The following is a 20,262-nucleotide window of genomic DNA, read 5'->3' as shown; positions in this document are numbered from 1 at the left end:
CGCCCGCATTGAAAATCCGGATGTATCACAGCCCGCGCACGGTCGTCTCGAGCGCCTCCTTCAGCTGCTCGAGCGCCCGCGTGGAGAGAGCCTCGTCGCCTACGGTCCCGAGGCAGAAGCCGCCGCGCGCCGTGCGCGTCTCGACCCAGGACATCATCTGCGCGCCCAGCCAGAGCGCGCCCGCCGTGGCGTCGACGCCAGGGACGGTGCGGACGCCGACCAGCGCCGAGAGCAGCGGGCCCACGAGGGACACGTGCGCCTCCGAGATGCCGTGCGCCGCCAGCGTGAGGCCGTTGTCGTCGGCGACGAAGGCGCCCGCGCACGCGTGGTGGGCGAGCGTCCAGGCGACGAGCGCGTCGAGCCGGTCGGCCGGGTTGTCGGAGGTCTGCACGAGGCGCGGCACCTCCTTGGGCGCCTTGGGCGCCGCCTTCGCCGGCGCGGGCGGCGCCTTCGCGGGCGCGCCGGCGCGCGACGACCCCATGGCGCTCACGAGCGCCGCCGGCTCGCGCGCGGGCGTCGCCGACACCCGCGCGAGCAGCGAGCTCACCCGCTGCGCGTCAGTCCACGAGACGGATCGGACCGTCATCCTCGCCTCCTGCCGTGGTGCCAAGGCGCTCCTCGATCTCGGCCACCAGCTTGTCGAACACCGCCGAGACCGCGGGCGGGCGGCGGCTGAGCAGGCCGAGCGGCACCCCCGCGCGGCTCGCCTGGAGGAACGTGCTGTCGCGCGGGACCGCGGTGTCGAAGACCTGGTCGCGGTAGAGCGACCACAGCTCCTCCAGCGAGGCCAACAGCACCGGATCGCGGAACGAGCTCATGGTGCCGACCACGCCGAGCAGCGAGCAGGCGGAGCCGATGTCGCGGAGCCGCGCCAGGAGCTCGAGCAGCCGGGGCAGGGCTCGCAGCGCGAGCGGCTCGCACTGCGCCACGGCGACGACGTGGTCCACCTCTTCGAGCGCGAGGCGCGACATCCCGCCGAGCCCGGCCGGCGTGTCGAAGAGGATCAGGTCGAAGTCGCGCTGGCTCTGCTCCAGGATGCGCCCCACGAGGTTGGCCTCGCGCGCGTTGACCGAGAAGCGATCCTCGTCGAGCGCGTCGACGGGGCCCATGGGCAGGAGACAGAGCTCCGGGAGCCGCGTCTTGACGAGCCCCTCGAGCGGGGGGCCGCCGCGCGCGAGGCTCGCGGCGAGGCCGGGGCGGTCGCTGACGCCGTCGAGCGACATGCCGATGGCGCCCTGCAGATCCGTGTCGACGAGGAGGGTCCGCGCGCCGCGGCGCGCGAAGGCGAAGGCGCAGTTGAGCGCCACGGTGGTCTTTCCGACTCCGCCCTTCAGGCTGGCGAATGCGATGGATCGGGTCATTTGGGGTATCCGAGCTTGCGTAGCTGTTCCAGGTTAGCGCGCACGAGACTGGATGCGGGGTCGAGGGTGGAGAGGTCGGTGAGGACGCGGGCCGCCTCGCTGTAGCTGCGTTCCATGAGGAGGCGCCGCGCGTCGGCGTTGAGCTGCTTGACGCGGGCCGCGCGCTGCTCGGGCGAGAAGAGCGCGACCTCGATCCGCCTCGAGGAGATCGGCGGCGGCATCTCCACGCAGCCCTCGTCGATCCGGCGGAGCGAGTCGAGCACGAGCTCCGCGAGATCCTTGAAGATGGTGCGCTCCTTCGTCGAGCTGACGGTCGGGTTGACGCGCACGCGCATCTCCGGGCGGATGAGCCGCGCGAACGCCTCCTCGCCCACGCCGAGGCCGTCGAACGCCGTCCACACCTGGCCGCGCCGCACCTCGATGAGGCCCACGTCGCCGCTCTCGTTGCTGACCACGAGGACGTGCGAGTCGCCGGACATGCAGATCATCTGCAAGAAGTCGACGGGCACGAAGTACATCCCGATCGGCGCCGACTGCGCGCCCGCGGCGTGCCCCATGAGGACGAGCGTCTCCTCGGCGATGGGCCACGTCACGCGCGTGACGTTCATCGCCCCCGGGACCTCCACGCCCTCGTTCACGGCGAGCACGAGGCGCGCCGTGCGGCGGAGCAGCTGCGCGACGGCGTCCTCCGGCCCGCCCGGGAGCGACGGCGCGTAGATGATGAGCTCCGCGCTCTCGGCGCCCTCGAGCGCCTGCTCCAGCTCCTCCCACGTGGCGGCGCCGATGGCGCTCACCGGCGTCTGCCCCGCGATGACGCGAATGCACCGCATGCGCTCGCGCAGATCGGGATCCGCGACCACGACGATCGGCATCAGCCTCCGAGGTCGCGCCGCGCTCGGCGCAGCATGACGGACGACGCCGAGTCGCCCGGACGCATGCGCGCGCAGGCCTCGAAGGCCTCGATCGCCTCGTCGTAGCGGCGCTGCACGAACGCGGCGGTGCCGCGGGCGAACGCCTCGCGGTAGCGCCGATCCTCCTCCGTCTCGTAGACCCGCGGCGTGAAGGGCGCGCTGGAGGGCGCGCTGGTCGGGGCGGGCGGCTCCGGCGCTCGCCGCTGCAGCCCGCGCTCGGGCATGGTCGGCGGCCCCGGATCCGAGCTGACCGCGGACGGCAGCGTGTCCATCTGCCGGCGCCAGGACTGCGGTGTCTTCTCGCTGAACGGCGACGCCACCTCCCGCCCCGTGTAAAGGCCGACGAGCACCTGCAGCGTGCGGAGCCGCCCGAGCGGGCACATTTGCACGATGTCGTCGAACGTCGACGAGCCATCGATGTACCGCGCCACCAGGAGCGCGTCGGGCGAGCGACCCGCCGACACCGGGATGGGCCCCGCCACCTGATCGAGGCCGCCGAGCCGCTTGGCGTAGGCGCCGGCGAGGAACTCTTTGATCCGCTCGATGCTGGTCTGCAGCTCGCGGTCTTCGGGCGCCTCCGCGCGCGCGCGGTACAGCACCGCCAGCGCCTCCTCGTAGCGCTTCTCACGGACCAGCCGCACGATCTCCGCGCGCACGGGTGTGCTCTTCGGGACCTCGCGGCTTTCGGGTTCCATCATCCAGGCCGATTCGTGTTGGTCTTTCACGGCACAACTCGGCAAGCTACATGCCTCGACCGCCGACCTTCAAGCGGTTTGGTAGCGCCTCCGCGGCCGCCGCTCCGGCGGCGCTGTCCACACCGGGATCGCCGTCGTTCAGGTGCGAGCGTGTGGGACCAGTCAGAGCCCCACTCTGAGAACATGGGTGCTGCGACATGGGCCCATGTGGAGGCCATGGAGGCTCTTACCCGCGCGACTCTGCCCATTTCTTCAATGCGTGGCGGGTCGGCCCGCCGGCGCTCTCGGACGCCTGCCGAATAAATCGCCGCGCAATCACCATAAGAGGAATAGGTGTCGCACATGGGCGCCCATTCGCCCACCCGGCTACCGAGCTCGATTTCGGTGGAGATCGCTGAAGATACTGGATGCAGCTTACGCGGAACTTGCGCTAGAGTGGGTTCACCGAGTGGAAGCACCCCCCAACGTTACGTAACGTCTGAGGTGGTTCGTGGGAAATTCCAAAAATCAAGCTCGGAATGCAGCGAGGGGGGGTCGTGCAGGATTTCAACCAAGGTGAGATCCAGCCGCAGCGTCCATGGGGGGTACGCCGTGGTCTTGTCTTGTCGCCTCACGAAGCGCATACGACGCTTGGCTTACGCAAACAGAGGGATCGTTCGATCAACTGACACCACCAGCCGAAAGGAGATCGCTTATGCGGCAGGTCTTGCGGCACATCTTCCAGAAGAAGCAGGCATACGCTCGTCTACCCCTGTTCGAGCGCATGCGTGATGAGCGGCTCGATCCGAGCGAGCGGCTCGCCTTCTATCCGTGCATGGCTTTCTTCATCATGAGCTTCGGTGATCTGAACAAATTCGTGCTGAGAAAGGAGCCCGCGGCGGACGAGTACCAGGAAATGGTGAACGTCCACACCCGCGAGGACGACCATCACTGGCCGTGGTACCTGGAGGACTTGACCAAGCTGGGCTACGACGTCGAGGGGCGGAGCTCGGACCTGATGCACTTCCTCTGGGGCGAGGAGACGATCGAGAATCGGATCCTCACCGCGCGGCTCACCGAGCTCATCAAGGGCACGACGGGCCTCGAGCGGCTGGTCATCATCGAAGCGATCGAGGAGACTGGCAACGTCCTCTTCAGCGCGATGCTTCCCCTGGCGGAGGCGCTGGAGAAGCGGCTTGGAACGCAGCTGCGCTACTGCGGCCCGTTCCATTTCGAGCGCGAGTCGGGCCACACGGTGGACGCCGATCACGCCGCGCTCGCGAGCATCTCCCTCGACGCGGAGACGCGCGCGCGCTACAAGGCGCTCGCGGACGAGGTGTTCGCGCTCTTCGAGCCGTGGACGCACGAGCTCCTGCGCTATGCCGTCGCGCACCCCGCGGCCATCCCCGCGGCCGACCCCGAGACGGACGGCGTGAGCCAGATCATGACCCGCTCGTCAATCCTCGCCGCGTGAAGCAGCGCGGTTGAGCTCTCCAGCTTCGCCTTCGCGGCCCGCTCCACGATATCCATTCCATCGCGCTCGCCACGCGCCGCGCTCTCTGCACAAGACGCTGCGCATGGCGCTGACGCCCTCGTTCCCCCATGGCGGTGAGCGCCCCCATGGCGGTGAGCGCCCCCATGGCGGTGAGCGCCGTCCGACGAACGTCGAGGTCGAGCGCCGCCGCTCGGCGCTCCGACGCGATCGGCGCCGGCCCGCAGGGGGGGCGGCGCGCCGGGATCAGCCGCCGCTGCCGTAAGGACGGGTGATGATCTCGAGGTAGTGCCCGGCGGGGTCGGGGAAGTACACGCCGCGCCCGCCGTCGTGATGGTTGATCTCGCCGGGGCGCTGCGCTCTGGGATCGGCCCAGTACGGCAGGTTCCGATCGCGGATCCGGCCGAAGATCTCGTCGAACTCGGCCTCGCTGACCAGGAACGCGTAGTGCTGGGGGTGGACCTCGTCAGGGGTGTCGATGAAGTCGAGCGTGACGTCGTTGTCGAGCCGCACCGTGAGGAAGTGTCCGAACGGCTCCGGGGCGGGGAGGCCCAGGATCTCCGTCATGAAGGTGGCGGACACCTTCTTGTCCTTCGCGGCGACGATGGTGTGGTTCAGCCGGACGGTCATGCGCGCGTCTCCCTTCCGCGGCGCTCGAGCAGGCCTCGCGGCCGCTCGGGCGAGGCCATCATTTCACGCGTCGGCCTGGTGTCGTTCATCTCTCTGTGCCCTCCATCCAGCCGAGCCCCGCCGACCGAGCCGCTGCACGAGGCCCGCCGCGCGTGCCCGCCCGGGAACAGGGCGAGCCTGCCACGGTGGGTTCACGCGAGCAACCTCGCCGGCCTGCGCGTGCCGACCGGCGCGCCATCCCGTCTTTGCTGTTCTCCTCCGCTCGTCGGTCACGTGACCTCGTCACTGCCGTATCGTCGCGGTCACCTGTCCGAGCGGCGCGGGGGCCCGCGGCGCTCGAGCGGAATCGAGGACGGTTTGCACGGGCGATGGCCTCACGCGCGGTCGGGGGAGGGGAGGGCGAGGCGGCTGCAGGGGAGGTTGGGGATGCGGTGGTGGCGCTCGTGGTAGCCGAGGCTCAGCGCGATCGGCGAGCGGGTGAAGGCGAGCCGGCGCGCGGCGGCCAGCATCCAGGCCGGGGCGTTGTGCGGGACGTGCGCGGCCCACACGGCCATGGTGAGCTGGAGGCACGTCGCGGTGGCCGCGACGGCGAGGAGCGCCGGCCGCCGCGAGGCGAGCAGGAGGGCGAGCGAGGCGAGGTTGAGCGCGGTCTCGGCGAGCTGGCAGCGGCGGCCCGAGGGGCCGGCGGCGCGGAACGCCTCGACGCGGAGGGCGAGGGCGCTGAGCGGGGCGCCGAGGAGCGCCCGCGGGAGGGGCAGGCGCGCGGGGGCGCCCTCGGCGTCGTCGGGCGCGAGAGGGCGAGCGTGATGGCGCAGGTGCATCAGCCGCAGGGCGTGGCCGCTCATGAGCATGAGCGCGGCCGAGAGGGTGAGGGCGAGCTCGTTCGCCTTGCGCGGCAGGCGGAGGGCGCCGTGGGCGACGTCGTGCATCAGGGCGAAGGAGGCGAAGAAGAGCGCGCCCTCGAGGGCCGCGGCGAGCGTCGCGCTCTCGATGCGCGCGGCGAGGCCGACGCCGGAGGCGCAGAGGCTGACACGGGCGATGTGCAAGGCGAGGTCGCCGAGGCGAGGTTGCATGGCGCCCTCGGGGTGCGATCGCCGTGCCAGGGAGCGCGGGCCGGCGCGGCGCGGGCCGCGGCTGCGCGTTCGATGCACGCGGCGCGCGCGGCGCGACCTCCGGTGTCCACGCGGGCGGCAACCCGGGTGTCCACGGCGTGGACAGCCACGAAGGCGTGTGGACAGCGAGGGGCCGAGGCGCGCGCGATGGGGCGGCGCGCGTCGGTGGTTCCAGCGGTTGGTGAGCGGCTTGCACGCGCGGTGGCCGGGGCGGGCGATCTCGCTCGCTCGGGTCGTTTGGGTTCAGGGATGGGTGCCCCATGGTCACCGCGTCATTGTTGCTTGCTGTCGTTTGCCTCCTCGGCGCGTTCGATATCGCCTACTTTCACTGGCATCGGTGCCGTCTCGGGGACCGCGCCGAGTCGCGGGCCGAGGTATGGATCCATGTGGCGCGCGGATTCATCTATGCGCTTCAGCTCGCGCTCGTGCCCAATGTCCAGTTTCACGGCGCGTTCTACGCGTTCTTCGTCGCGCTCTTCGTGGCCGATATCGGTGTGGCGATGGTCGATGTTGCCGTCGAGCCGGCGTCGCGGCGCAGCCAGGGAGGGCTGCCCGCCGGGGAGTACCTGATGCAAGGTCGGGGCGTGGAGTTCTCGACGTCGTATACGTACGAGGTGCGCTGGGGGGCGTTCGGACGGTGGTTCGATCGGGCGGTGTTTCGGCCGCTGTTTCAGCGCGCGACGGAGTGGAGCTTCCGGCGGCTGGCGGAGCGGTATTTCCCCGAGGGGGCGTCGCGGGTCGCGGGGGCGCGCGGGAGGAAGCCGGTGCACTTTCTCGGCTTCGGAGGCGAGCCGGCCGGGGGACGCGCTCGCGGGCTATCAGGGATGGTGCCGTCCGACTCAGGTTGAGCGACCCGGCCGAGGTCGGGGTGGCCCGGGGTGGCGCAGGTTGGGTGGGCGCCTTGGTCAGGAGCGAGCGCCTCGAAGCCGCGCGCCGACCCAGGCGCACGGCAGCGCGATCGCGATGTTCGCGAGCGAGTACCACGCGGGGCCGTGCTCCCACATCATGAAAGCGCCCAGGGTAGCGAGGGCGAGGCCGACGAAGCCGAGGGCGAGCGCGTGGCGCATCGGGCGAGCCGGAGCGAGCCGGGCCGCGACGTAGCAGCCGGCGGCGTTCAGCGGGATGCGGTAGGCGAGCGCGAGCACGAACAGCACGTCGGCCATCCGTTCGCCGTGCGGCGGGAAGACGCCGGATGCGTGCAACGCCAGGTCCACGACGGTGGTGAGGACGGCCGTCGAGACGAGACCGCAGAGCACCGCGCCGACGCTACGGAACATGGTTCTAGTCCGGGCGGAATCTGTCGTGACGGTGAGCGTTGCTTGAAGAGTTTCGCTGGTGTTCATGGGGTCCTCGTCCGGGTGATGGAACGCCGTCCTCGGCGCTACATGGGGACGTCGGAGCCGCCGGCGCCCGCTCGACATCGGCGGTGACGATTTTTCGACGACCCTGGGCGACCGACCCGACCGGCCGATCTGACCCGGGTTGAGGGTGGCCGACCCGGGGTTGCGGCGACCCGACCCGGGTTGCGGCGACCCGACCCGGGTTGCGGCGACCCGACCCGGGTTGCGGCGACCCAACCCGGGTTGCGGCGGCGACGACCCAACCCGGGTTGGGTGCTTGCTCCGCCCACAGCTCGACCTCCACGTTCGGGAGCCGGAGCGCGTGCATCGGTCACGCCACCCGGGACTCCATGGCGTCCGGCAGCTGAACCGATCACGGCTCGGTGATCTGCTCGCGCCGCGGGGATCGGTACAACGCCATCGATCCCAACGTCATCGTCGATCAGGCAGGCACGCGACCTTGAGCGATGTCGCGGCGAGTGGGCATCCTCCAGACCGACGTGACGGCGTGAAAGGGGCGGAGTTTGCCGCATGTCAGCCCTTCGCGAGGCGGCACCCCGAGGATTGCTCGAGCGGCCGAGCGGCCTTAGAGGCCCCACCAGGATCGCGGCGCCGAAGCGCACCCCGCGCCCTCTGCGCGTCCGGGGTGGGGGGACCCTCGCACGCTGGAGCTGCCCGCGATCGAGGAGCGGCGGGAAATGGTGCGCATGGTTCCGGTGTTGGTCGTCGCCTTGCCGTGCGGCGCGCTCGCGCTCACGGCGGCCTGCTCCGATCCCAGCCCTCCGCCGCGGCCGCGGCCCGGCTCACAGCCCGCGGCGGAGGAGGCCCAGAGATTCATCGAACAAGCGGAATCGGAGCTCCACGAGCTCAGCACCCAGAACAACCGGGCCGCCTGGGTCGCGTCGACGTACATCACGGGCGATACGCAGGTCCTCGCGGCCGCGGCGAGCGCGAAGCTGCTCGGCGCGCAGACCGACTACGCCAAGCGCGCGGCCCGCTACCGCGATCTCGATCTGCCCTACGACGTCCGCCGGCGGCTCGATCTCCTGCGCACCTCGCTCACCCTCTACGCGCCCGCCGACCCGGCGAAGACCCAGGAGCTCGCGACGATTGCGTCGGGGCTGGAGGCCACGTACGGCGCGGGCAAATACTGCCCCTCGGCCGGCCAGTGCCTCGATCTCCAGGAGCTCAGCAGGATCATCGCGAAGAGCCGGGATCCCGAGGAGCTCAAGCGAGCGTGGGTCGGCTGGCGCACGGTCTCCGCGCCGATGCGCGGCGACTTCACGCGGCTCGTGGCGCTGGCGAACGAGGGCGCCCGCGAGCTCGGATTCAAGGACACCGGCGACGCCTGGCGCGCGAAATACGAGATGCCGCCAGAGGCGCTGCCCCGGGAGGTCGACCGCCTCTTCGGGCAGGTCAAGCCGCTCTACGACGCCCTCCACTGCTACGTGCGCGGCCGCCTCGCCGCGCGCTACGGCGAGGACGTCGTGCCCGGCGCGGCCCCGATCCGGGCCGATCTGCTCGGCGACATGTGGGCCCAGGACTGGAGCAACATCCACGATCTCGTCGCGCCCCAGGGGGTCGCGCCCATCTACGATCTCGACGCCGCGCTCCGCGCGAAGGGGTTCACGCCGATCGAGATGGTGAAGACGGGCGAGCGCTTCTTCGTCTCGCTCGGGTTCGATCCGCTCCCGGCCACCTTCTGGGAGCGATCGCTCTTCGTCAAGCCGGCGGATCGCGACGTCGTCTGCCACGCGAGCGCGTGGAACATCGACGACGAGGAGGATGTGCGCATCAAGATGTGCATCGACGTCACGGCGGACGACTTCCAGACGATCCACCACGAGCTCGGCCACACCTTCTATCAGAGGGCGTATAACCACCTCCCGTGGCTGTACCGAGACAGCCCGAACCCGGCGTTCCACGAGGCCCTCGGCGACACCATCGGGCTGTCGGTCACGCCGGCGTACCTCCAGCGGATCGGGCTCGTGGACGAGCTGCCCCCGCCGTCGAGCGATGTCTCGCTCCTCCTCCGCGAGGCCCTCGCCAAGGTGGCCTTCCTGCCGTTCGCGGTCCTCGTCGACCGGTGGCGCTGGGGCGTCTTCTCCGGGGACATCCCGCCGGCGGAGTACAACAAGGCCTGGTGGGATCTCCGGAGGAGATACCAGGGCGTGACGCCGCCGGTGCCCCGCTCCGAGGCGGACTTCGATCCCGGCGCGAAATACCATGTGGCGGCGAGCGTCCCGTACATCCGGTATTTCTTCGCGCATATCCTCCAGTTCCAGCTCCACCGCGCGCTCTGCGAGGAGGCGGGGCACAAGGGGCCGCTCCACCGCTGCACGATCTACGGCAGCGAGCAGGCCGGCGAGCGGCTCCGGCGGATGATGGAGATGGGGCGGAGCCGGCCGTGGCCGGAGGCGCTCGAAGCGGTGACCGGATCGCGGCGGATGGATGCGGCGGCGATGCTCGACTACTTCGCGCCGCTCAGGGGCTGGCTCGATCGGCAGAACCGCGGCAGGACGTGCGGATGGTAGGCTGCGGCCGACGCGGCACGCGCGCGCCGCCCGGGCTTCAGGCCTGCGGCGGCGTGTAGAAGGCGAAGCGCGTGACCGCGCGGTAGCCCATCCCCTCGTACACGGGACGTCCCATGTCCGTCGCGTGGAGGACGGTCCTCTGGATGCCCGTCTCGCTCAGCGCGTCGTCGAGGCAGCCGCGCATCACCGCCTCGGCGTACCCTTTGCGCCGGTGCTCGGGCGCGGTGACGACGAAGCCCACGTAGCGGATCCCCTCCACGATGAACGTCGCCGCGGAGCACACGGGTTGTTCGCCCACGTAGCCGACCCGACCGAACGCCCGGTCGCCCCACATCGCCTCGTGGGCCACGGAGGCGCGCCCCGCCGGGATCGGGACGCTGTAGGCCGCCGCGTTGAGATCCGCGATGGCGGCGCGCGTCTCGGCGTCCGCGACGCGCCGGAGATCGAGGCCGGAAGGTGTGCGCCGCGGCGGGGTGATCGCGTCGGCCACCATGCCCAGGAGCGACACGGCCGGCGTGAAGCCGAGCCGGCCGAGGAGCTCGGCGGCCGCGCCCCCGTCGCCGCCGGGCGACCAGCTGTCGGACAGCGCGAAGAGCCACGGCACGCCGCCGGCCCGGGCGAGCTCGACGGCCCTGCGCGCCCGGCGCTCGAGATCCTGGAGGTCGGTGGCCGGCGAGGAGAGCGTGGCCATGTTGATCAGGATCATGTCCGTGCCCGAGAGGACGACGGTGACGCCGTCGGTGTGCTCGATGCGATGGCCGGGGAGACCCTGGCTGAAATAGGTCCAGGCGGCCACGAACTGAGCGTTGGACTCTTCGATCTCGATCGGGTCGGGCATGCGAAACCTCCTCGGAACGGAGAGTAGCCGGAACTGGGCGTCCGGGAATAGGGCCGCTGTCGCGCTGCGTGTGGAGCGATGGTGCTGGGCCGCCGGTCGCGGTGGGGCGCTCCGTCGGAGGAGATGAGGTGGCCTGTCCGGTAGGAGCTCTGAGAGGGGGCGGCTCGGCACCACGACGCGCGCTCGCAAGGGCGCAGACCGGGGAGAGATCGCGCGCGGCGAGATCGCCGGGATCCGCCGTGGCTCGCTCACGCCTCGGGCCGCCTCACGGCTCGATTTCTTCGAGCGTGTGGCAGTTGTTGCACGAGAACTCGCCCGTCATCGTCGTCGGGTCGAACCTGGGGACCTGGAGCAGGTCGGCCATTGCGGGTACGACTTCGTTGAACATGAAATCGGTCCACTCCTGGCGCTCCGGGTGCTCCGGATCCCCCACCCACTCGAGGAACCCTTCCTCGCTGGCCGGGAGCGGGGCGATCGCCGGGCTCGGCATCGCGTAGGCGCGCTCGACCGCGTCGTCCCCGTGGCACGTCGTGCAGTCGAAGGTCTCGTACTTTGCGTCGTACGCGACGAAGACCTCCTTCATCCGGGGCATGACGACGGTGGTCATGTACGCGGTGCGCTCCTCGAAGGTCATGTCCTTCCACGCGACCTGATCGGGCTCGCCGCCGCCCGCGCCGCCGTCGCCCGCGCCGTCCGCGCCGCCGCCGCCCGCACCGTCCGCGCCGCCGCCGCCCGCGCCGCCGTCGTCCGCGCCGCCGTCGTCCGCGCCACCGCACGCAGCGACGAACAGGCACGCCGCCATCGAGATGCGCCTCATGACCGCGCGGCCTCTTCTCGTCCAGCGATCGGACCGTGTCGCGTGATCCGGGGGCTGCGCGTCCGTCCTCGCCTCGTTCGTCGCCGGTTCCGCGGTGTTCATGGATCGCATCGTCGTGTCTCCTTGGGCTCGAAGCAGGCCGTCCGGCCGTTCCGGACCGGATGCGCCCTGGTTCTATCGTCACGACGAACGGGCGGACGCAGGATCGACACGCCTCTCGATCTTTTTTATATTCTCTTAAATGTAAGAATTCATTGACTTTTTTGCGAGAGCGCGGCGCCCGGCTGCGGCGGGGCGGGCCCGCGATCCCGGGATCGCGCCGTCTCCGCGGCCGCCTGGCCTAGGACGACGGCAGGGTCGCCTCGATCTCGCGCCGCAGCGAGCGATCGAAGACGAACGTCCCGAAGGGGACGATCGACGACACGAAGGCGAGCAGCGAACGCCCGAGCGACCACCGGCGCCGGACGGCGGCGTGGGCGAGCGCGGCGAGGAACAGCACGAAGAGGAGGCCGTGGGCGCTGCCGACGACGCGAACGGCGAGCGGCTGGCCGGCGAGGTACTTGAGCGGCATCGCGATGAAGAGCAGGAGGAGATACGACAGGCCTTCGAGGATCGCGATGAGGCGGAGCTGGCGAAGCGCGGTCATGACGGCAACGTAGGGCAGGGGGCAGGGGCTCGTGGAGTTCTTCATCGAGCACCGGCGTCGTGCTCGCGCCTTGACGTAGGCGCGGCGTGGCGAGGAATCCAGGGGCGAGGCTACGCCGGAGCGTCCGGGCCGGCGATGGCCGAGCGTCGGTGCGGCCGAGCTACGCCGGGGCGTCCAGGTCGGCGATGCCCGCGGGGGCCGCGGGCGGCGCGGACAAGAGCGCCTCTGCGCACGGCGCGATGACCTCGCGCACGGCGTCGAGGTGGCAGCGCGCCCGCTCCGCCTCGGTGAGCCGGCCGTGGTCGTGCCACGCGGCGGCGTCGATCCCGGCGCGCTCCGGGCCCCGGGCGGCGCGCACGGCGGCGAGCGCCTCGTCGAAGGCGCGGGCCACGGCGGCGCGCACCGGCTCGCCGCCCCGCGCGACGGCCCAGCGCACGAAGGCCCACGCGAGCTCGGCGTGGGCGGCCTCGTCGGCGGCGATCCGGTCGAGGGCGCGGCGCACCTCGGGGTCGCGGGCGCGGCTCCGCTGCGCGCCGGCCTGGAGCGCGGCGAGCGTCTCGCCCACGCAGCCCTCGCGCACCGCGCTGGCCGCGGCGCCGGCGAGCGTGGGCGCGTCGAGCGCGCCGTCCAGCGCGAGCGTCCCCGGGCCGAGCGACCGGCCGGCGTAGCGGCTCGCGAGGGTGAAGCAGGCCCGGGCGTGATGCAGCTCGTCCGAGAGGGCGCGCTGCGCGGCGTCGATCAGGGCGGGCGGCGCGCCGAGGGCGAGCAGATCGAGGGTGAAGCGCGCGAAGGATGCGACCGACGCGTGCTCGAGGCGCGCGTCGGCGAGCCACGCTTCGGCGAGGGCGGCGCGCGTCGCGGGGTCGAGCGCGAGCGGCGCGTCCGGCGCGGCGGCGAGCACCCAGTCGGCCCGCGCCTCGACGCCCGCGAGGCGCGGCTCGCCGCCGACGAAGAACGGGCGGCCGCAGGCGCCGACGCCCAGGTTGTTGGTGTCGTAGCAGCACTGGCCGTCCTCCAGCCGGCCGTGTTCGTAGACCACGCAGGACACGGGGTTCGGGTGGTACTGGCTCGGGCAGGTCGCGGCGCTTCCCCCCGCGCCGCCGGCCCCGCCAGCGCCGGCGTTCGCGCGGACCTCCTCCGGCGGGAAGCACCGCGTCTCACCGACCTCGCCTTGTCCGCCGGAGCCGCCCTGTGCGCCGGCGCCGCCCTGTGCGTCGGCGCCGCCCTGCTCGCCGGCGCCGCCGGTTCCTCCCGCCCCGCCGGTCCCACCTGCGGTCTCCGCGCCGCCGCCGCCGCCGTCCTGGCAGCCGAGCGCCAGCGAGAGGCCGGTGAACACGCCGGCTCCCACGATATGCATGATGCGCGCGCGCAGCTCTCTGTTCATGGCGCTGAGCCTCCCTGCGACGTGCCGTCGATCGGCACCGGAACCCTTCTTATACCTATACCTCTCAAACAGACGACCGGCGTCGTCTGCCAGGTCGTCAGCGGGCGTCGCCGAGCGCGGTGGTCCGTGCGGTCGGGCCCGCAGGGACGAACGCGCGGATCTCCGCGATCATCACCTCCGCGGCGTCCTCGAAGAAGAAGTGATCCGCGTCGGGGAGCTCGATCGTCTTGTGGTCCGGGAAGGCGGCCTCGAAGCGGGCGAGATCGCTGCGCGGAAACCCGACGTCCTTGAGCGCCCAGAAGATGAGCGCTTTTCTGTCCGCGAGCCGGGGCAGGCCGGCTTCGACCTCCGCGAAGTACTCGGTCGCGGCCGTGATTTGCCCCGGATAGAAGGCCGCGATGCCGCGGCGATCGAGCGGGAGAAACGGCCGGAGATAGACGTCGGCGACCTCGGCGGGCAGCTCCCGCACGATCCCGTTGTCGATCCCCAGCGCGGCGAACCCGTTGAAGTTCACCTGCGCGAACTCGCCGATCGGCCCGCCGACGATCCTCGAGAATTTGCCGCGCGGCGTGCTCGCGCTGGTCGGCCAGGCCCACGTGCTCCCGAGGACGACGCGCCGCACGAGCTCGGGCCGGCGCCCGGCGAACCCCAGGCCGATGGGGCCGCCCCAGTCCTGCATGACCAGGGTCACGTCGCGGAGGCCGAGCCGATCGACGAGCTCCTCGACGACGCGGCTCTCCTCGCCCGGCGTGAAGCCGAATCCGGCGGGCGCCTCGGACAGGCCGAAGCCCGGGTAGTCGAGCGCGACGCACCGGTACGAGCCCCGGAGCCCGTGAATGAGCTCGCGCCACTGGAACGACCACGCCGGGTTGCCGTGCAGGAAGAGGAGCGTCTCGCCCTGACCCTCGTCCACGTAATGGACGCGCGCTCCGCTCGGGAGCTCGACGAACCTGTGATCGACGTCGAACATCGCGCGCGGGATCTCGAACGCCATGCCTCGCGGACCGCGCGGCGCGGCGCGTTCGCTCGAGAGCGCGCCGGCGACGCCGACGAGCTCGATCGCGCCGAGGATCGCGACCGCCGCGGCGGCGGCGCGCGAGGAGCGCGGCCGCTCGACGAGGCGAGGGACGAGCAGGGCCAGCGCGACCGCGGCGCAGGCCACGGCGGGGAGCGCGGCGGCGGCGAGGCCGCGCGGCCCCGCCAGGATCATCCCCACGAGGACGCTCGCCGCGAGCCCGGCGAGGCTCGCCGCCAGGATCGAGCGCGGCCGCGCCGAGCGCTCGGCGAGGGCGCGGTAGAGGAACGCCGCGGCCACCGCGACGAGGGCGCACGCGGGGGCGACGACCGCGTACCGGAGCGCGGGGAAGAAGGCGATGCCGCGCGCATGCGGCACCGCCAGGACGGCCATCGTGGCCAGCAGGACGACGCAGACCGCCGCGGCCAGCCCGGCCCGAAGGACGCGCAGCACCTCCGCGCCGGTCCATCTCCTCGTCATCGTGTCGCTCGGAGTCGCTCGTGCTTCGCTCTTCATCGTTTCCTCCCGTGGGTCGAGGCGGCCGTGGCCGCGGCGGACGCGAGGCGCACGCCGACCGGGCGCGCTGTGTCGCTCGCCGCAGGACATCGCGCGATCACCGCGGATCTCTCGGCGCTGGGCCGGCTCAGCCGGCGACGGACCGCCGCGCCGACGAGCCCATCATGTGCCCGGCGACGTCATGTCTCCAATACATGGTATTCATCTGAACCATGCAGGATGGACATGACGCGCGCGATCTCTCCGCCGTGGACCTCAACCTGCTGGTGGTGCTCGACGCGCTGCTCGACGAGCGCCACGTCACCCGCGCCGCCGCGCGCCTCGGCATGACCCAGCCGGCGTGCAGCCACGCGCTCGGCCGGCTGCGCCGCGCGCTCGGCGATCCGCTGCTGGTGCGCGGAACGGGCGGCGCGATGGTGCCCACCCCGCGCGCCGAGGCCCTGGCGCCCGGCCTGCGCGCCGCGCTGCGCGGCCTGGCCAGCGCGATCCGCGGCGAAGCGCGCTTCGATCCCGGAGCGGCGCGGCGCACCTTCCGGATCGCCACCGGCGACTACGCGGAGCTCGTGCTGCTGCCGCCGCTGCTGTCGCTCCTGGCCCGGGAGGCGCCGGGCATCGACGTGTGGATGCTGCCGCTCTCGCTGACCCAGGAGGGGGTGGTCGCGCAGCTCTCCTCGGGCGCCGTCGACGTCGTGATCGGCCCTCCTCGCCGCGGCTGGCCCGAGGGCCTCTACCTCCGCCCGCTCTTCGACGAGCGCTTCCGCTGCGTGGTGCGGCGCGGCCATCCGGCGGCGCGCAGCGCCCTCACCCTCGACCGCTACTGCGCGCTCTCGCACCTCCTCGTGGCGCCGCGCGGCACGCCGGGCAGCCTGGTCGACGACGCGCTGGCGGCGCTCGGGCGCAGCCGGCGCGTCGCCGCGACCGTCTCGCACTTCCTGGTGGCGCCGCACGTCGTCGCGGCCACCGACCTCATGGCCACCCTGGGCGCCCGCATCGTCGACGCCGCCGCGGCGCCGCTCGGGCTCGCGGTGTTGCCGCCGCCGCTCGAGCTGGCGGGCTTCTCGTTCGCGATGATCTGGCACGAGCGCACGCACCACGATCCGGCGCAGCGCTGGCTGCGCGACCAGCTCGCGAGGGCGGCGTCCTGACCGCGGGAGGCGGCGGCTGGACGCCGCGCGGGCCTCCGTGAGGCCCGCCCTTTACGACATGTATGTGAGCGGCGAGGCGATGCCGGTCCGCGGCGGCATCTGACCGGCGCGCGCCAGCGCCGCGTCGCTCTCGACGCTCTCGACGTCTCCGCTGCGCAGATCGCCGAGCCGGCGCGGCGTGAAGCGGATGTCGTCGAAGACGGCGGTGCAGCCGTCGCCCGCGGGCGACTGGGCCGAGAAGCCGACGGCGAGCTCGGTCGTGCTGCGGAGCGAGAAGCTGCGGAGCAGGTGCCAGCTCGCCCCGTCGGTGGAGGCGTGGAACGCGCACAGGCGCCCGAGCCGAGAGACGCGCAGCCAGACGTGGTCGCCGTCCACCGCGAAGGATCTGCGGTCGTCCGACAGGCCGCGGGTCACCACGGAGGCGACCGTCGGCACGCGCTCGGGCGACAGCTCGAAGCAGAGCTTGGCCCACGCGCGCTCGTGCGCCCAGAGCAGCAGCACGCCCGCGTCGTGCGCCGCCGCGAAGCCCACCGTCACCCGCGCGCTGGCGAGGAAGTCCCCCTGCGGCGTCCCGAGCAGGCGCGGCGCGTTCAGGAGGCCGGTGGTGCGCTCCGGATCGAGGAACAAGTCGGTCTTGCCGCCCGCCGTGACGGTCAGGCTCGATGCCTTACCGGTGCTCCAGCTCCTGGGCGGTACCTCCCAGCGGAGCGGCGTCGGCAACGGCGCTAGGTGTACAGGCTCACTCACCTTGTATGCCTCCCCCCTTCATGGCAACCATAGTACCGGAGTCTGTTCCTGTCTTGTCGTCGAATCGTTCCGGTGTGTATGCAGGATCTCAGGTCCATGCGAATTACCGCCCTTCTGGTGTCCTGCTGTATGGCTGTAAGCCTGGCCGGTTGCTTGAAGGCGAGGCGCGGTCCGCCCGAGTTCCTGGTGGGCGCGCCGCCCGTGACCTCGGCGGGGGGCGGCTCCTCGTCGGCGGGCGGCTCCTATGCGGACGCGGCGGCGGTGCTCGCCGCCGCGGCCGGGGCGGCGGCCGTGAACCGCGAGATCTACGACACCTGCTACGCGATCTGTGAGCCCGGGACGGCGTGCGATCCTGCGACGGGGCTGTGCGTGCGGTTGCCGTGCGGCGGGAAGTGCCCTGCCGATCGCCGGTGCAAGGTGGTGGAGGGGAAGGAGGCCTGCGTCCTCGGCGAGCCCGACCGCGGCGTCGTGCCTGGTCCGGTCGCTCCGGGGGCAGGGCACGCCGGGCCGGGAGAAGCGATGGGCGAGTCGGCGGGGGCCGCGGCGGCAGCGGGCGGCGCCGAGGGGGCGGGCGCGAACTGACGACAGGGGGCGGGAGCGCGGCTCGTCGGGCGGTGATCACCGTCGCCGCGACAGATCGAGCAGCGCCCTCGCGCGCGAGTACGCGATGTACGGGTTGTCCCCGGAGCCGCCGAGATCGTCGCTGTCCTCGCCCGCGCCCTGCGGCCTCACCGGGATCCAGAGGTAGTCCGGGTGCAGGGCCTTGCCGTTCACACCGTTGGCGAAGGCGGGGTTCTTGATCCACTCGCCGCCGAGCACCGTCAGCCGATCGTCGAGCTCGAGCACGTAGTGGAGCTCCGAGTTGAGGATCGGGACGTTGCGCAGCGCGGGCGGCCGGAGGAGGTCGGCGGCGCTCACCTCGTCCGAGATCATCCCGTAGCGCGCCCCGACGCGGACGAAGCGCCTGGCGTTCGGGTTGAAACGGTAGTTGTAGCAATCGGCGCCCTGGTACCCGCCGTTACAGACGAGCCGCGCCGCCTCCTGCGCGCTCACCTCCGCCATCGTGTCGATGGTGAACGAGGTGACCGGGTAGCTCCACACCTCGCGGTGCCACGTGTAGTCGACGACGAACGAGCGCTGCGCTCGCCCGCTCGACGCGGAGCTGATGGAGCTCGCGCCGAGCCCGAGCAGGCCGGTCATGGCCACGTGCATCGTCCCCGGGTTCAGGTCGCGGCACGCCGGATCGACCGGCCTGCCGTAGACGTCGCGCAGGACGAGGTCTTCCCGCGTCTCGCAGCGCCGCCCCGACACGGTGGCGGAGTCGTGGTGGTACACCTCGGTCATGAGCGCCTCGATGTCCGCCGTGCGGAACAGGATGCACCCGCGCTCGACCGACGCGCACTCGACCAGCGTGCTGCCGGAGACCTTCACCCGGATGTCGCGCAGCGGCGGGCCGCCGCCCTCCGCGACGACGTAGGCCGCCCAGCCGTTGCAGTGTCCCCACCAGTACTCCGGGGTCACGCCCTGGTACAGGCCGTGGTGCGTCAGCTCCCAGTACGTCGTCGGCCCTGCAACCCGCGTCGCCCGCGGCGCCGCGCGCGCGCCCTCCGGCAGGCCCGCCTCGCCGGCGGCGGCGCCCGCGGGCGGCTCCAGCGACCGCGCCTGCCCCGCGTAGAACAGGAGATCGTACTTCTCCGCCGGCGAGAGGTTGTCCGGATCCGACGTCAGATCGCCGTAGTTCTTGACCGCGGAGTTCCAGCGGTCGGCGATGCCGTTCCTGTTCTGGGGCCACCACTGCGAGGCGAAGGGGCCCGTGGACTGGCCTTGCAGCAGGGTCGAGTTCAGCGCCGCGTAGGTTCCCCGGAGCTCCGGGTGCAGTCTCGTGGGGAGGTTCGCGGCGTCCATGGGCTCGCGCGTCCCGCTCAGGGGGATGAGGAGCGTGTGCGAGCCGCCGAGGATCTGCCCGGTCTCCGGCGAGAACCCGAGCACGTACGGTACCGAGCCGCCCTCGATGAACCGCGCCGCTGCCGGCTCCGCGCCGCTCTGGAGAGCGGCCGCGCCGTCGCGCAGCGGCTCTTGCCGATCCGGATCCATACAGCCCAGCGCGAGAACCGCCGAGCTCACCGCCACCGCCCCGATGCGCATAGTCATGGCTGCTTCCCCCTCTGCCGCCTACCTTCTGCCACCTGCGTCGCCGATGTCTGCAGAGGTCAGGCCAGCGGCGAGGTGGACGCGTCGCGCAATCGATGCACGCGCGCGCAGCCGAGATGCGTCGATGGGCAGCCGAGCTGCGTCGGTGGGCGCGTTCGTCCTTTGCGTTCTCCTTCGCGCTCGCGCGATTGCGCCCCAGACGGCGGCGCGTGCGCTCGCGCACCGCTGGCGCGTTCATGTCGCGCGGCCGCGGCGGCCTTTCGTCAGAGGAGCTCTCGCGCCCTCGTCACGTCCTCATTCTGGATGGATGGGAACCCGTCCCCGACGAGGTGGGTTCGCTCGGCGGTCGATCGGCGCCGCCCCGGTCGGCCCTCGCGGTGCGGCGCCCCCCCCCCGCAGCCGCGCGCCACGCCGCGGCATGGCGGCCGGACACATCGGCATTTGCACGCTGGGGTCGCCAGCCGCGCGACCGATCGCGCCAGACCTGCCGGCGGGACGGCCGTGGGCGCTCCTCGTCGCCGTTGACACCCTCGCCGGACATCAATAACTTGGTCCGCACGACGGGCGGACCAGGGAGCTGGGCAGCAGACGCGCTGCGACCCTGGGCCACTCGGCCGACGCATGGGTCGACCCCTCGAAAGAGGCTCGAAAGAGGAAAGAGGGTTGACAGGTTCGAGGCAGGCCGATAGAAAGCCCGCCCCGAACGGCGAACCGGAGAGCCGAGCAGCGAAGGCGCTGCAACTCCGGCTCGCTCGGTCGGCGGGTCAGCCTTCTCAAAAAGAAGGTTGACAGGTTCGAGGCAGGCCGATAGAAAGCCCGCCCCGAACGGCGAACCGGAGAGCCGAGCAGCGAAGGCGCTGCAACTCCGATTGGCCTGGCTGGTGAGTCGACCTTCTCGAAAGAAAAGGTTGACAGATTCAAGGCAGGGCGCTAGAAAGCCCGCCCCCGA

Annotated in this window: 19 protein-coding genes; 5 read left to right on the top strand and 14 right to left on the bottom strand. The window is 72.0% G+C overall.

Annotation, left to right across the window (positions count from 1 at the left end):
- Positions 1 to 25: 25 nt before the first annotated feature.
- From WMF33_RS23860 to WMF33_RS23845, 4 genes are read right to left on the bottom strand one after another with little or no spacing between them, the layout of a single operon-like run.
- Positions 26 to 586, bottom strand: coding sequence for a hypothetical protein (locus WMF33_RS23860; protein WP_437339267.1), 561 nt, complete (start codon positions 584 to 586; stop codon positions 26 to 28).
- Positions 558 to 1,361, bottom strand: coding sequence for a ParA family protein (locus WMF33_RS23855; protein ID WP_437339266.1), 804 nt, complete (start codon positions 1,359 to 1,361; stop codon positions 558 to 560). Before WMF33_RS23855 ends, WMF33_RS23860 begins: the two co-directional genes overlap by 29 nt.
- Positions 1,358 to 2,233 carry a DUF4388 domain-containing protein gene (locus WMF33_RS23850; protein WP_437339265.1) on the bottom strand — a complete coding sequence of 292 codons (876 nt, stop codon included), beginning with the start codon at positions 2,231 to 2,233 and terminating at the stop codon, positions 1,358 to 1,360. Before WMF33_RS23850 ends, WMF33_RS23855 begins: the two co-directional genes overlap by 4 nt.
- Entirely contained in the window at positions 2,233 to 2,970 is a 738-nt protein-coding gene (locus tag WMF33_RS23845) for a tetratricopeptide repeat protein (RefSeq protein ID WP_061623772.1), read from the bottom strand. Before WMF33_RS23845 ends, WMF33_RS23850 begins: the two co-directional genes overlap by 1 nt.
- Positions 2,971 to 3,661: 691 nt before the next feature.
- On the opposite strand from WMF33_RS23845, the gene WMF33_RS23840 reads away from it, so the two are divergent.
- Positions 3,662 to 4,420 carry a hypothetical protein gene (locus WMF33_RS23840; RefSeq protein ID WP_061623771.1) on the top strand — a complete coding sequence of 253 codons (759 nt, stop codon included), beginning with the start codon at positions 3,662 to 3,664 and terminating at the stop codon, positions 4,418 to 4,420.
- A gap of 264 nt (positions 4,421 to 4,684) precedes the next feature.
- Here WMF33_RS23840 and WMF33_RS23835 read toward each other — a convergent pair whose 3' ends face one another.
- The gene (locus WMF33_RS23835) at positions 4,685 to 5,068 is read right to left on the bottom strand and encodes a VOC family protein (RefSeq protein ID WP_437339264.1); all 384 of its coding nucleotides are present in this window, start codon (positions 5,066 to 5,068) and stop codon (positions 4,685 to 4,687) included.
- A 374-nt stretch (positions 5,069 to 5,442) separates the two neighbouring features.
- Positions 5,443 to 6,141 carry a fatty acid desaturase gene (locus WMF33_RS23830; protein WP_437339263.1) on the bottom strand — a complete coding sequence of 233 codons (699 nt, stop codon included), beginning with the start codon at positions 6,139 to 6,141 and terminating at the stop codon, positions 5,443 to 5,445.
- 299 nt (positions 6,142 to 6,440) lie between these two features.
- Between WMF33_RS23830 and WMF33_RS23825 the strand changes: the two genes are divergently transcribed.
- Entirely contained in the window at positions 6,441 to 7,028 is a 588-nt protein-coding gene (locus tag WMF33_RS23825) for a hypothetical protein (RefSeq protein ID WP_437339262.1), read from the top strand.
- Between the two features lie 57 nt (positions 7,029 to 7,085).
- Here the strand turns inward: WMF33_RS23825 and WMF33_RS23820 are convergent, their stop codons facing one another.
- On the bottom strand, positions 7,086 to 7,457 hold the full coding sequence (locus tag WMF33_RS23820; RefSeq protein WP_437339512.1) for a hypothetical protein: 372 nt from the start codon (positions 7,455 to 7,457) through the stop codon (positions 7,086 to 7,088).
- Between the two features lie 761 nt (positions 7,458 to 8,218).
- Between WMF33_RS23820 and WMF33_RS23815 the strand changes: the two genes are divergently transcribed.
- Entirely contained in the window at positions 8,219 to 10,054 is a 1,836-nt protein-coding gene (locus WMF33_RS23815; RefSeq protein WP_437339261.1) for a M2 family metallopeptidase, read from the top strand.
- 37 nt (positions 10,055 to 10,091) lie between these two features.
- On the opposite strand, the gene WMF33_RS23810 is transcribed toward WMF33_RS23815, so the two are convergent.
- The 5 genes from WMF33_RS23810 to WMF33_RS23790 all read right to left on the bottom strand — a co-directional run bounded on the left by WMF33_RS23810 (position 10,092) and on the right by WMF33_RS23790 (position 15,234).
- The gene (locus WMF33_RS23810) at positions 10,092 to 10,892 is read right to left on the bottom strand and encodes a GNAT family N-acetyltransferase (RefSeq protein ID WP_061623766.1); all 801 of its coding nucleotides are present in this window, start codon (positions 10,890 to 10,892) and stop codon (positions 10,092 to 10,094) included.
- A 265-nt stretch (positions 10,893 to 11,157) separates the two neighbouring features.
- Positions 11,158 to 11,811: a hypothetical protein gene (locus tag WMF33_RS23805; RefSeq protein ID WP_437339260.1), complete on the bottom strand. Its 654-nt coding sequence runs from the start codon at positions 11,809 to 11,811 to the stop codon at positions 11,158 to 11,160.
- Positions 11,812 to 12,049: 238 nt separating this feature from the next.
- Positions 12,050 to 12,355, bottom strand: a complete 306-nt coding sequence (locus tag WMF33_RS23800; protein ID WP_437339259.1) for a DUF3817 domain-containing protein — start codon at positions 12,353 to 12,355, stop codon at positions 12,050 to 12,052.
- A 160-nt stretch (positions 12,356 to 12,515) separates the two neighbouring features.
- Entirely contained in the window at positions 12,516 to 13,739 is a 1,224-nt protein-coding gene (locus WMF33_RS23795) for a ferritin-like domain-containing protein (RefSeq protein WP_437339258.1), read from the bottom strand.
- Between the two features lie 97 nt (positions 13,740 to 13,836).
- A complete protein-coding gene (locus WMF33_RS23790; RefSeq protein ID WP_437339257.1) occupies positions 13,837 to 15,234 on the bottom strand; it encodes an alpha/beta fold hydrolase in 1,398 nt (465 codons plus the stop codon).
- A gap of 248 nt (positions 15,235 to 15,482) precedes the next feature.
- Here WMF33_RS23790 and WMF33_RS23785 point away from each other — a divergent pair, with 248 nt between their 5' ends.
- Entirely contained in the window at positions 15,483 to 16,415 is a 933-nt protein-coding gene (locus tag WMF33_RS23785; protein WP_437339256.1) for a LysR family transcriptional regulator, read from the top strand.
- A 51-nt stretch (positions 16,416 to 16,466) separates the two neighbouring features.
- Here the strand turns inward: WMF33_RS23785 and WMF33_RS23780 are convergent, their stop codons facing one another.
- Positions 16,467 to 17,162: a DUF1349 domain-containing protein gene (locus tag WMF33_RS23780; protein WP_437339255.1), complete on the bottom strand. Its 696-nt coding sequence runs from the start codon at positions 17,160 to 17,162 to the stop codon at positions 16,467 to 16,469.
- A 129-nt stretch (positions 17,163 to 17,291) separates the two neighbouring features.
- Here WMF33_RS23780 and WMF33_RS23775 point away from each other — a divergent pair, with 129 nt between their 5' ends.
- Complete coding sequence (locus WMF33_RS23775) at positions 17,292 to 17,744, top strand: hypothetical protein (protein WP_437339254.1); 453 nt, start codon at positions 17,292 to 17,294, stop codon at positions 17,742 to 17,744.
- Positions 17,745 to 17,780: 36 nt separating this feature from the next.
- Here the strand turns inward: WMF33_RS23775 and WMF33_RS23770 are convergent, their stop codons facing one another.
- Complete coding sequence (locus WMF33_RS23770) at positions 17,781 to 19,313, bottom strand: hypothetical protein (protein WP_437339253.1); 1,533 nt, start codon at positions 19,311 to 19,313, stop codon at positions 17,781 to 17,783.
- Positions 19,314 to 20,262: the final 949 nt, after the last annotated feature.

The sequence above is a fragment of the Sorangium sp. So ce394 genome, assembly GCF_051474665.1.
Classification (GTDB): domain Bacteria; phylum Myxococcota_A; class Polyangia; order Polyangiales; family Polyangiaceae; genus Sorangium; species Sorangium cellulosum_D.
Note: the sequence above shows the minus strand (reverse complement) of the source record. Positions and strands in the feature narration are given on the sequence as shown.

Coding starts and splice junctions, on each gene's coding strand:
- WMF33_RS23860 (WP_437339267.1), bottom strand. CDS start 586: ATGACGGTCCGATCCGTCTCGTGGACTGACGCGCAGCGGGTGAGCTCG.
- WMF33_RS23855 (WP_437339266.1), bottom strand. CDS start 1,361: ATGACCCGATCCATCGCATTCGCCAGCCTGAAGGGCGGAGTCGGAAAG.
- WMF33_RS23850 (WP_437339265.1), bottom strand. CDS start 2,233: ATGCCGATCGTCGTGGTCGCGGATCCCGATCTGCGCGAGCGCATGCGG.
- WMF33_RS23845 (WP_061623772.1), bottom strand. CDS start 2,970: ATGATGGAACCCGAAAGCCGCGAGGTCCCGAAGAGCACACCCGTGCGC.
- WMF33_RS23840 (WP_061623771.1), top strand. CDS start 3,662: ATGCGGCAGGTCTTGCGGCACATCTTCCAGAAGAAGCAGGCATACGCT.
- WMF33_RS23835 (WP_437339264.1), bottom strand. CDS start 5,068: ATGACCGTCCGGCTGAACCACACCATCGTCGCCGCGAAGGACAAGAAG.
- WMF33_RS23830 (WP_437339263.1), bottom strand. CDS start 6,141: ATGCAACCTCGCCTCGGCGACCTCGCCTTGCACATCGCCCGTGTCAGC.
- WMF33_RS23825 (WP_437339262.1), top strand. CDS start 6,441: ATGGTCACCGCGTCATTGTTGCTTGCTGTCGTTTGCCTCCTCGGCGCG.
- WMF33_RS23820 (WP_437339512.1), bottom strand. CDS start 7,457: ATGTTCCGTAGCGTCGGCGCGGTGCTCTGCGGTCTCGTCTCGACGGCC.
- WMF33_RS23815 (WP_437339261.1), top strand. CDS start 8,219: ATGGTGCGCATGGTTCCGGTGTTGGTCGTCGCCTTGCCGTGCGGCGCG.
- WMF33_RS23810 (WP_061623766.1), bottom strand. CDS start 10,892: ATGCCCGACCCGATCGAGATCGAAGAGTCCAACGCTCAGTTCGTGGCC.
- WMF33_RS23805 (WP_437339260.1), bottom strand. CDS start 11,811: ATGAACACCGCGGAACCGGCGACGAACGAGGCGAGGACGGACGCGCAG.
- WMF33_RS23800 (WP_437339259.1), bottom strand. CDS start 12,355: ATGACCGCGCTTCGCCAGCTCCGCCTCATCGCGATCCTCGAAGGCCTG.
- WMF33_RS23795 (WP_437339258.1), bottom strand. CDS start 13,739: ATGAACAGAGAGCTGCGCGCGCGCATCATGCATATCGTGGGAGCCGGC.
- WMF33_RS23790 (WP_437339257.1), bottom strand. CDS start 15,234: ATGACGAGGAGATGGACCGGCGCGGAGGTGCTGCGCGTCCTTCGGGCC.
- WMF33_RS23785 (WP_437339256.1), top strand. CDS start 15,483: ATGCAGGATGGACATGACGCGCGCGATCTCTCCGCCGTGGACCTCAAC.
- WMF33_RS23775 (WP_437339254.1), top strand. CDS start 17,292: ATGGCTGTAAGCCTGGCCGGTTGCTTGAAGGCGAGGCGCGGTCCGCCC.
- WMF33_RS23770 (WP_437339253.1), bottom strand. CDS start 19,313: ATGACTATGCGCATCGGGGCGGTGGCGGTGAGCTCGGCGGTTCTCGCG.